General features: G+C 51.7%; 1 tRNA gene and 2 rRNA genes. All 3 read left to right on the top strand.

From position 1 onward, the window contains the following. Positions 1 to 243, top strand: a 16S ribosomal RNA gene (locus FMM72_RS16910); the annotation flags it as partial. A 94-nt stretch (positions 244 to 337) separates the two neighbouring features. Beyond that, positions 338 to 414: transfer RNA gene (locus FMM72_RS16905), tRNA-Ile, on the top strand. Positions 415 to 557: 143 nt separating this feature from the next. Continuing rightward, positions 558 to 809, top strand: a 23S ribosomal RNA gene (locus FMM72_RS17060); the annotation flags it as partial.

The following is an 809-nucleotide window of genomic DNA, read 5'->3' as shown; positions in this document are numbered from 1 at the left end:
GTTCAGATTGCAGGCTGCAACCCGCCTGCATGAAGTCGGAATTGCTAGTAATCGCGGATCAGCATGCCGCGGTGAATACGTTCCCGGGCCTTGTACACACCGCCCGTCACACCATGGGAGTCGGTAACACCCGAAGCCAGTAGCCTAACCGCAAGGGGGGCGCTGTCGAAGGTGGGATTGATGACTGGGGTGAAGTCGTAACAAGGTAGCCGTATCGGAAGGTGCGGCTGGATCACCTCCTTTCTAAGGAGCGAAGCCGGCAGAGAGCCGGCGGACTCTGGTCAGACAGGGAYAGGAAACTCGTTGTTCATTTTTGAAGGCGCTGCCTTCAATGAATGGGCTCATAGCTCAGGCGGTTAGAGCGCGCGCCTGATAAGCGCGAGGTCGGTGGTTCGAGTCCACTTGAGCCCACCAACAAAGCCGAAAGGCTTTGAAGAACGCACCTTGAAAATTGAACAATGAAACAAAACTGCAAGAAAGTTTTATGTAATGCAAATATCATGAAAGAAGGGTATAAGCACTACAATAAAGCCGAAAGAGAACCAAGATTCAAGCATGGTCAAGCTACAAAGGGCACAGGGTGAATGCCTTGGCACTGGGAGCCGACGAAAGACGTGATAAGCTGCGAAAAGCCACGGGGAGCTGCAAATAAGCCTTGATCCGTGGATGTCTGAATGGAGCAATCCGGCGGATGTAACGATCCGTCATGGCATACTGAATCCATAGGTATGTCAGGGGAACCGCCTGAACTGAAACATCTAAGTAGGGCGAGGAAGAGAAATCAACCGAGATTCCGTAAGTAGTAAGTA

The organism is Anaerotruncus colihominis (genome assembly GCF_010206195.1).
GTDB classification, from domain to species: Bacteria; Bacillota; Clostridia; order Oscillospirales; family Ruminococcaceae; genus Anaerotruncus; species Anaerotruncus colihominis_A.
This window is presented reverse-complemented; position numbering and strand designations above follow the sequence as displayed.